Genomic DNA, 8,667 nt, shown 5'->3' on the forward strand with positions numbered 1-8,667 from the left:
AGCGGCAGCTTTCTCATAACGACAGGTTGGGGCATTATGGAAGCCGTGATTAATGCAAGGAAAGATATAGTCTTCCCAGGCCAGCTCCTTCAATAACTGGCGGTTCGAATACTGCTCAGTTTTTTATCCCAGTGTGACCTGTGAACGAAATATTCACCGAGAACCCGCTAGAATAGAAACGCTGTTTTGAAATTCACCTGCACTAAGGAGATCTCATGGCCTGGTTTGCCAATCCTGAACGTTACGAACAAATGCTCTATCGCTACTGTGGACGCAGCGGTTTACGCTTACCCGCACTGTCGCTGGGTTTGTGGCACAGTTTTGGGCACGTTCAGGCGCTGGAGTCACAGCGCGCCCTGCTGCGTAAAGCCTTTGATTTAGGCATCACCCATTTTGATTTGGCCAATAACTATGGGCCGCCTCCAGGCAGCGCAGAAGAGAATTTTGGCCGTTTACTGCGCGAGGATTTTGCACAATACCGAGATGAGCTGATCATCTCCACCAAGGCGGGCTACGACATGTGGCCAGGGCCATACGGTTCTGGTGGTTCGCGTAAATACCTGCTTGCCAGCCTCGACCAGAGCCTGCAACGCATGGGGCTCGACTATGTCGATATCTTCTACTCACACCGCGTTGACGAAAATACGCCAATGGAAGAGACCGCCTCAGCGCTGGCCCATGCGGTGCAAAGCGGTAAAGCGCTGTATGTCGGCATCTCGTCCTATTCTCCGGAACGAACGCAAAAGATGGCCGAGCTGCTACGGGAATGGAAAATTCCGCTTCTTATCCACCAACCCTCTTACAACCTGCTTAATCGCTGGGTAGACAGCAGTGGCTTGCTGGATACGCTGGAAGCTAATGGCATGGGCTGCATTGCCTTTACGCCGCTGGCCCAGGGGCTGCTGACGGGGAAATACCTCAACGGCATCCCGGAAGGTTCACGTATGCAGCGTGAAGGGAAAAAAGTCCGTGGGCTGACAGAAAATATGCTGACGGAAGAAAACCTTAGTAGCCTGCGTTTGCTCAATGAGATGGCGCAACAGCGCGGACAGTCGATGGCGCAAATGGCCTTAAGCTGGTTGCTGAAAGACAACCGGGTCACTTCGGTATTAATTGGCGCCAGCCGACCGGAGCAGCTGGAAGAAAACGTTCAGGCATTGGCTAATCTGACGTTCAGCGCCGAAGAACTGGCGCAGATCGATAAACACGTCGCTGATGGTGAGCTGAACCTGTGGCAAGCCTCATCTGACAAATAGCCGTTCGTCACTCCGTGCCGGGTAGCCATGTAGATCTACCCGGCCATGGTAACGCGCCATGACCTTATACTTCTTCTGCTTTGAGCTGTGGACGCTGGTATTCCGGCCACACCAGCGCGACGAGCGCAGGGTAAGCCTCCAGGCTGAACTCCCTGAAGCACTGACGTAAGTTGAGCACATCCAGATCGGCATGCGGGACCTTCTCCCCGCTGAGACAGCGTTTTTTTATATTGTCGTAATATTTATACACCGCAGAGTTAAGGTCGCTACAACGCCGCTGCGCATCAAATAGGCCAGGCGTCTCATTCAGCTCCACCATCGTCATCCGTTTGATCGTCGAGTGGATAAAATCGATATATTCGTGATTAACCCGCCAATACCATACTGGGGTAATCGAATTCATCAATACAGAAAAATGATCTTCACCCTCTTCTTTACTCAAGATTTCCGGCTGGTGTCCAGCGTTACCATTTTCTGCATAGCGGTTTTTATTTGCGCTGCGCATCAACAAAAGCACCCCGCAGGTAAGCAATAGCAGGGTAATAACAGAATAAAATATACTGTTCATATACTGGCTCCATTTTTTTTGATTTTAAAATTACACCATGCTATTGTCAACGCAGCCTGACATATTAAAAACAATACAGTATTGGCATCAAAGGATATTTCAACATGCTTCCCGAGCATCTTGTTCCCGCGCATTATCATTTATCTCAAACATCGACTAATACCTTCCCCACAGAAAACAGTAAAAATTTGACTCAGGGAAAGAAAACATTAAGTGATTATGAAGCAGATATTTTGATCAGCGCTACAGCGACCGGCCAGGCGCGCAATATGTTGTTTGAAGAGTGCGACCGTCATTTAAAAGAACGTTTGTTTTGCGCGGCAAAGATTGAGTCATTCACGCGCTTGCTCAATTCATTGCAAGCGGAGGGCGACATTAACGCACAAGAATTAAGTAAAATCTTGACCGAAAAAACAGCCACCATCAATGAGCAAGGTAATAAAATTTGGCTTAATTTAATTACCCGCGAAACCAGCGACCCTATTTTTTATTCTCTGGAAGAGAAATAAAATGAAAGATGTTGAGGATAATAATGTTTATTTGGCTTTAGATGACCATAAAAGTGATGAGTTTGTCTTAAAGCAGAATTTAGCTATCCTGATTGCCAATAAAAACGCGACGCTGGAAAGCGTTGCCCAGGAAATGGTTTCTATACCCGCCGCACTGGTGCGGATGAAATGGCAAAATCGTCGCGAAATTTATGCGCTACAGGCGAAAGAAGAGATCTATGGCGCCGCGATTGAGGCCATCATAGCCCAACACCCCGAACTGCGGGATAAAATCATGGCCCGGCTGGAGAGCACCTACCAGCATATACTCGCGCGAGAAACGGCCACCTTACGCCTGACGCGCAAGCTGTCCGAAGGCAGCTACGAACCGACCAGGATAACCACGGTCGCGTTGGATGAAAACAGATAAGAACAGGTTTGTAAGGCGTGGAATCAGGATAAGCAGGCCGGGTAGGTGAAAACCACTACCCGGCGAGAAAGTTACTTCGCTTTCACGGTCTCTTCACCGACCAGACCAATCTTCAGGAAACCGGCCTGATGCAGCGTGTCCATTACCTTCATCATGGTTTCATAATCGACGGTCTTATCTGCACGGAAGAAAATCGTGGTGTCTTTCTTCCCTTCTGTCAGCGTAGTTAGCTCGCTAATCATGGTTTCATCCGTCACCTGATTATTGCCAATAAACATACTCTTATCGGCTTTGACTGACAGATAAACCGGTTTTTCCGGACGCGGCTGCGGCGTGCTGGTGGAGGCAGGGAGATTCACCTTCACATCCACTGTTGCCAACGGCGCGGCTACCATAAAGATGATCAATAAAACCAACATAACGTCGATAAACGGCGTCACGTTGATTTCATGCATTTCACCGTTATCGTCCAGGTTCTCATTAAAGCTCATTGCCATGGAACATTACCCTACACGTAATTTCTGCGCGGCACGTACCGGATGCGCGGAGGCGCTGGCGTTCAGGTCCAGATCGCGACTTTGCAGCAACAGCACCTGCGCCGCGACATCGCCCAGCATCGCTTTATAGCTGCCAATCTGACGTGCGAAAATATTGTAGATGACGACCGCAGGAATCGCCGCAACCAGACCAATCGCGGTCGCTAACAGCGCTTCTGCAATGCCCGGCGCAACAACGGCCAGGTTGGTGGTTTGGGTTTGTGCAATCCCGATGAAGCTGTTCATGATGCCCCATACCGTACCGAACAGACCCACAAAAGGCGAGATAGCCCCGATGGTGGCCAGGTATCCGTTACCGCGTCCCATATGACGTCCAACTGCCGCCACACGACGCTCCAGACGAAAACCGGTGCGCTCTTTAATACCTTCGTTGTCGTCACTGCCTTCAGACAGTTCCAGCTCGTTCTGCGCTTCGTAAATCAACTGTGCGCCAAGGCTTTTAGCATCGAATCCTGCGGCAATCTCGTTTGCCTGGTCTAAAGAGCGGGCATCCGCCAGCAGTTGCTGTTCACGCTTAAGACGGCGTTTCTGAGTAAAGAACTCAAGGCTCTTACTAAAGAAGATAGCCCAGGTGACCACTGACGCTAAAATCAGCCCAATCATCACGCACTTAACCACGATATCGGCGTGCTGATACATACCCCAGACGGAAAGGTCCGTCTGCATCAAATTATTACCCACTCTGTATCTCCAGGACGCAAATCACAAAATCTAAGCGTAATCATATCAAAACAACGTCGAATTGATAGTCGTTCTCATTACTATTTACATATTGCCGCACCTTTGGTTTCTTTTCTTTGCGCTTACGCAGTAAAAAAGTCACCAGAGGCATTTTGAGATTATTTTCTACTGTATGACCGTTCTGCAGGATGCGTCATCTTTGATTCATGGTAGTTTAGACATCCAGACGTATAAAAACAGGTAATACACCATGGCAGATAAGCAACTTGAAACCAAACTCGTTCACGCAGGACGCAGTAAAAAGTACACGCTGGGCTCGGTAAATAGCGTGATCCAGCGCGCTTCTTCGCTGGTGTTTGACAGCGTTGAGGCCAAAAAACAGGCCACGCGCAACCGCGCTAACGGTGCGCTTTTCTACGGACGTCGCGGAACCCTGACGCATTTTTCGCTGCAGGAAGCCATGTGCGAACTGGAAGGCGGCGCGGGTTGCGCGTTGTTCCCTTGCGGCGCGGCAGCTGTTGCCAACACCATCCTTGCTTTTGTTGAACAAGGCGATCATGTGTTGATGACCAATACCGCCTATGAGCCCAGCCAGGACTTCTGCACCAAAATTCTCGATAAACTTGGCGTCTCAACGGGCTGGTTTGATCCGTTGATTGGCGCCGATATAGTGAAGCATATTCAGCCGAACACCAAAGTTGTCTTTCTGGAATCACCCGGCTCCGTCACCATGGAGGTACATGATGTACCAGCAATTGTTGCCGCCGTCAGAAGCGTTGCGCCTGAGGCTGTCATCATGATTGATAACACCTGGGCTGCCGGCGTGCTGTTCAACGCGCTGGATTTCGGTATTGATATCTCGATTCAGGCGGGTACGAAATACCTGATTGGTCATTCCGACGGCATGGTCGGCACAGCGGTATCCAATGCCCGCTGCTGGGACCAACTGCGCGAAAATGCCTATCTGATGGGACAAATGCTGGACGCCGACACCGCCTATATGACCAGCCGTGGATTACGCACACTGAGCGTACGCTTACGTCAGCATCATGAAAGCAGCTTAAAGGTCGCCGAGTGGCTGGCCAACCACCCACAGGTCGCTCGTGTTAATCACCCGGCGCTACCCGGCAGTAAAGGCCATGAATTCTGGAAACGTGATTTTACCGGCAGCAGCGGGCTATTCTCCTTTGTATTGAATAAGAAGCTTAATAATGAAGAGCTGGCCGCGTATCTGGATCACTTCAGCCTGTTCAGCATGGCCTACTCCTGGGGCGGTTTTGAGTCGCTAATTCTCGCCAACCAGCCGGAACACATTGCGGCAATCCGTCCGCAAGGCGAGGTGGACTTCAGTGGAACGCTTATCCGTTTGCATATCGGTTTAGAGAATGTTGACGATCTAATTGCCGATTTAGCCGCAGGATTTGCCCGAATCGAGTAACATTGCCATAGATGGACATATATGCAGACACTTCTGGTGGAAAAGTCTGCAATTGTTGCGTCCGGGATCAAGGCATCCCGGACAATTCAGGAGTACAATCCACACATAAACGCTGTTCCACAGGAAAGTCCATGGTAGTTATTCAAGATATTGTCTCCGCGCTCTGGCAACACGACTTTGCCGCGCTGGCGGATCCACACGTTGTGAGCGTGGTTTACTTCGTCATGTTCGCCACACTGTTTTTAGAAAATGGCCTGCTGCCCGCCTCCTTTTTACCCGGAGACAGCCTGTTATTGCTGGCTGGGGCGCTGATCGCTCAGGACGTGATGAGTTTTTTACCTACCATAGCTATTCTGACCGCCGCCGCCAGCCTGGGCTGCTGGCTGAGTTACATTCAGGGACGCTGGCTGGGCAACACGAGAACGGTAAAAGGCTGGCTGGCGCAATTACCTGAAAAATATCATCAGCGCGCCACCTGCATGTTTGACCAACACGGTCTGATGGCGCTGCTGGCCGGGCGTTTCCTGGCGTTCGTACGCACTTTGCTGCCGACCATGGCGGGAATTTCAGGGTTGCCCAACCGTCGATTCCAGTTTTTTAACTGGCTGAGCGGCCTGCTGTGGGTCACCGTTGTCACCAGCTTTGGCTACGCGCTGAGCATGATCCCGTTCGTTAAACGCCATGAAGATCAGGTGATGACCTTTTTAATGATCCTACCGATTGCCCTGTTAACCGCAGGTCTGTTGGGAACCCTGTTCGTGGTGATTAAAAAAAAATACTGTAGCGCCTGAGTCGCATCCGTAGGCCGGATAATCTCCGGCATTTTGCCTTATGGCGCGTAGCTTTAAGGCCTACGGTGTACCGTTCAGACGGACAAGCAATCAACTCCCCTGCATCATCCGAATTCTGGCCGCATCTTCCCCCGGCGTCACGCCAAAGAAACGTTTGAATTCCCGACTGAACTGCGATGCACTCTCATAGCCGACACGCATGGCTGCCGCACTGGCCTTCATCCCGTCATGAATCATCATCATCCGCGCTTTATGCAGACGATAGCTTTTAAGATATTGCAGCGGCGACGTGCTGGTCACCGCTTTAAAGTTATGATGAAACGCCGACACGCTCATGTTCGCCTCTGCCGCCAGCTGTTCTACATTGAGGTTCTCGGTGTATTTGGTTTCAATCCGCTTCAGCACCCGGCTTATCAAGCTGAAATGCGTCTGACGACTGACCAGCGCAAGTAACGCGCCGCCGCGCGGCCCGGTCAGCACATGGTAGAGGATCTCGCGAATGATCTGTTTGCCGAGAATACGCGCATCCAGCGGGCGTTCCATCACATCCAACAGGCGCTCAGCGGCGCAGAGAATTTCGTCTGAAAGCGTCGCGGAGTTAATCCCACTGGCCGCCATAGCAGGCTGAAACAGCTCGTCTTCCCCAATGTCCATCAACAGCTCCTGCAATTGCAGGATATCGACATTCAGGTAGATTCCGGCCAACGGAACCTCCGGTGTCGCATACGTTTCACATTCAAAGGGTAAAGGTACGGTTAGCAGCAGGTATTCATTGGCGTCATAACGAAATACGCGTTCATTAATATAACCAATTTTATGGCCCGAAAAGAGAAATATGATACCTGGCTGATACATGACTGGTGTCCGTGCAGCTGGCACCGTACCGTGCATCAGGCGGACATCTGGCAGCAATGCACTGAGGTTATTTTCATTATTTTTCAGCTGCTTAATTTTATCTGTCAGCAGAAGGCAGATCTCTTCACGGTTCATAAAGCACCATTTCATCATCGGTTTTCGACCCTGACATCATGCGCAGATTTATCCGTTTTCTCCAGTAGTCTGTAGAAATGGGCAAGACATCGGCAGAAATGTGCATTGAGAGCAGCGCAGCTGGCGACCACAATGTTCATCATCCGGCAGACACTCTCCTGCCCTCTTTTTATTACCCACACAAGGGAACGAGCAATGAACAATTTTAATCTCCATACCCCAACCCGTATTCTGTTCGGTAAAGGCGCTATTGCCGAATTGCGCGATCAAATCCCTCAGGATGCTCGCGTATTGATTACCTACGGCGGCGGCAGTGTGAAAAAAACCGGCGTTCTGGCACAGGTTCAGGATGCACTGAAAGGCCTGGACGTGCTGGAGTTTGGCGGTATTGAGCCGAACCCGTCTTATGAAACGCTGATGAATGCGGTAAAGATCGTGCGTGATGAGAAAGTAACGTTCCTGCTGGCTGTGGGCGGTGGTTCGGTACTGGACGGCACCAAATTCATCGCAGCAGCGGCACAGTACGCTGACGGCATCGACCCATGGCGTATTCTGGAAACTCACGGCAACGACGTAAAAAGCGCCATCCCGATGGGCTCCGTATTAACCCTGCCCGCCACCGGTTCTGAATCTAACTCCGGCGCGGTCATCTCGCGGAAAACCACTGGCGACAAACTGGCCTTTATGACCCCGTTTGTGCAACCGGTATTTGCCGTACTGGATCCGGTTTACACCTATACCCTGCCGCCACGTCAGGTTGCAAACGGCGTCGTGGATGCCTTCGTGCATACCGTTGAGCAGTATGTAACTTATCCGGTCGACGGGAAAATTCAGGATCGCTTTGCCGAAGGCATTCTGCTTACGCTGATAGAAGAAGGTCCGAAAGCCTTGCAGGAGCCGGAAAACTACAACGTGCGTGCGAACGTCATGTGGGCGGCAACCCAGGCGCTGAACGGCCTGATTGGCGCAGGCGTACCGCAGGACTGGGCAACCCATATGCTGGGCCACGAACTGACCGCGATGCATGGTCTGGATCATGCGCAAACGCTGGCCATCGTTCTGCCTGCGCTGTGGAATGAAAAACGCGATACCAAGCGTGCCAAACTACTGCAATACGCAGAACGTATCTGGAATATCAACGAGGGTTCCGAAGACCAGCGTATCGACGCCGCCATTGCCGCCACCCGTCAGTTCTTCGAGCAAATGGGTGTCCCGACTCGCCTGTCTGACTACGGCCTGGACGGTAGCTCCATCCCGGCGCTGCTGGAAAAACTGCAAGCGCACGGCGGTACGAAACTGGGTGAGCACCAGGACATTACGCTCGACGTCAGCCGTCGGATTTACGAAGCTGCCCGTTAAGGTTTTTTAAGCTCCGCCTTTCGTTTTTGGCTATTTATACTCTAAATAATTCGAGTTGCATAAAGACGGCAAAGGAGAGAATCCCCAGGAGCTTACATAAGTAAGTGAC

General features: G+C 51.1%; 10 protein-coding genes. 6 read left to right on the forward strand and 4 right to left on the reverse strand.

The window, feature by feature from the left end; genetic code table 11:
• Positions 1–215: 215 nt before the first annotated feature.
• Positions 216–1,256, forward strand: a complete 1,041-nt coding sequence (locus FDX11_RS11570) for an aldo/keto reductase (protein ID WP_042310975.1) — start codon at positions 216–218, stop codon at positions 1,254–1,256.
• A 64-nt stretch (positions 1,257–1,320) separates the two neighbouring features.
• Here FDX11_RS11570 and FDX11_RS11575 read toward each other — a convergent pair whose 3' ends face one another.
• Positions 1,321–1,824 (reverse strand): ESA_00282 family adhesion-associated protein, encoded by a 504-nt coding sequence (locus FDX11_RS11575; RefSeq protein WP_042310977.1) that lies wholly within the window; start codon positions 1,822–1,824, stop codon positions 1,321–1,323.
• Positions 1,825–1,928: 104 nt separating this feature from the next.
• On the opposite strand from FDX11_RS11575, the gene FDX11_RS11580 reads away from it, so the two are divergent.
• Both FDX11_RS11580 and FDX11_RS11585 read left to right on the forward strand, forming a co-directional pair.
• Positions 1,929–2,333: a hypothetical protein gene (locus FDX11_RS11580; protein WP_137397945.1), complete on the forward strand. Its 405-nt coding sequence runs from the start codon at positions 1,929–1,931 to the stop codon at positions 2,331–2,333.
• Between the two features lies 1 nt (position 2,334).
• On the forward strand, positions 2,335–2,742 hold the full coding sequence (locus tag FDX11_RS11585) for a cytoplasmic protein (RefSeq protein WP_079225992.1): 408 nt from the start codon (positions 2,335–2,337) through the stop codon (positions 2,740–2,742).
• A gap of 71 nt (positions 2,743–2,813) precedes the next feature.
• On the opposite strand, the gene exbD is transcribed toward FDX11_RS11585, so the two are convergent.
• Together exbD and exbB are read right to left on the reverse strand one after the other, a co-directional pair.
• Positions 2,814–3,239 carry a TonB system transport protein ExbD gene (gene exbD / locus FDX11_RS11590; protein WP_042310983.1) on the reverse strand — a complete coding sequence of 142 codons (426 nt, stop codon included), beginning with the start codon at positions 3,237–3,239 and terminating at the stop codon, positions 2,814–2,816.
• Positions 3,240–3,245: 6 nt separating this feature from the next.
• On the reverse strand, positions 3,246–3,980 hold the full coding sequence (gene exbB, locus FDX11_RS11595; RefSeq protein WP_061382446.1) for a tol-pal system-associated acyl-CoA thioesterase: 735 nt from the start codon (positions 3,978–3,980) through the stop codon (positions 3,246–3,248).
• 250 nt (positions 3,981–4,230) lie between these two features.
• Here exbB and metC point away from each other — a divergent pair, with 250 nt between their 5' ends.
• Together metC and yghB are read left to right on the forward strand one after the other, a co-directional pair.
• Positions 4,231–5,418: a cystathionine beta-lyase gene (gene metC, locus FDX11_RS11600; protein WP_137397946.1), complete on the forward strand. Its 1,188-nt coding sequence runs from the start codon at positions 4,231–4,233 to the stop codon at positions 5,416–5,418.
• Between the two features lie 131 nt (positions 5,419–5,549).
• Positions 5,550–6,209, forward strand: a complete 660-nt coding sequence (gene yghB / locus FDX11_RS11605; protein ID WP_003024510.1) for a DedA family general envelope maintenance protein YghB — start codon at positions 5,550–5,552, stop codon at positions 6,207–6,209.
• Between the two features lie 90 nt (positions 6,210–6,299).
• Here the strand turns inward: yghB and FDX11_RS11610 are convergent, their stop codons facing one another.
• Complete coding sequence (locus FDX11_RS11610) at positions 6,300–7,199, reverse strand: AraC family transcriptional regulator (RefSeq protein WP_137365268.1); 900 nt, start codon at positions 7,197–7,199, stop codon at positions 6,300–6,302.
• 195 nt (positions 7,200–7,394) lie between these two features.
• On the opposite strand from FDX11_RS11610, the gene yqhD reads away from it, so the two are divergent.
• The gene (gene yqhD / locus FDX11_RS11615) at positions 7,395–8,558 is read left to right on the forward strand and encodes an alcohol dehydrogenase (RefSeq protein WP_137397947.1); all 1,164 of its coding nucleotides are present in this window, start codon (positions 7,395–7,397) and stop codon (positions 8,556–8,558) included.
• The last annotated feature ends 109 nt before the right edge of the window (positions 8,559–8,667 follow it).

Source organism: Citrobacter sp. wls714 (assembly GCF_005281025.1).
Classification (GTDB): Bacteria; Pseudomonadota; Gammaproteobacteria; order Enterobacterales; family Enterobacteriaceae; genus Citrobacter; species Citrobacter werkmanii.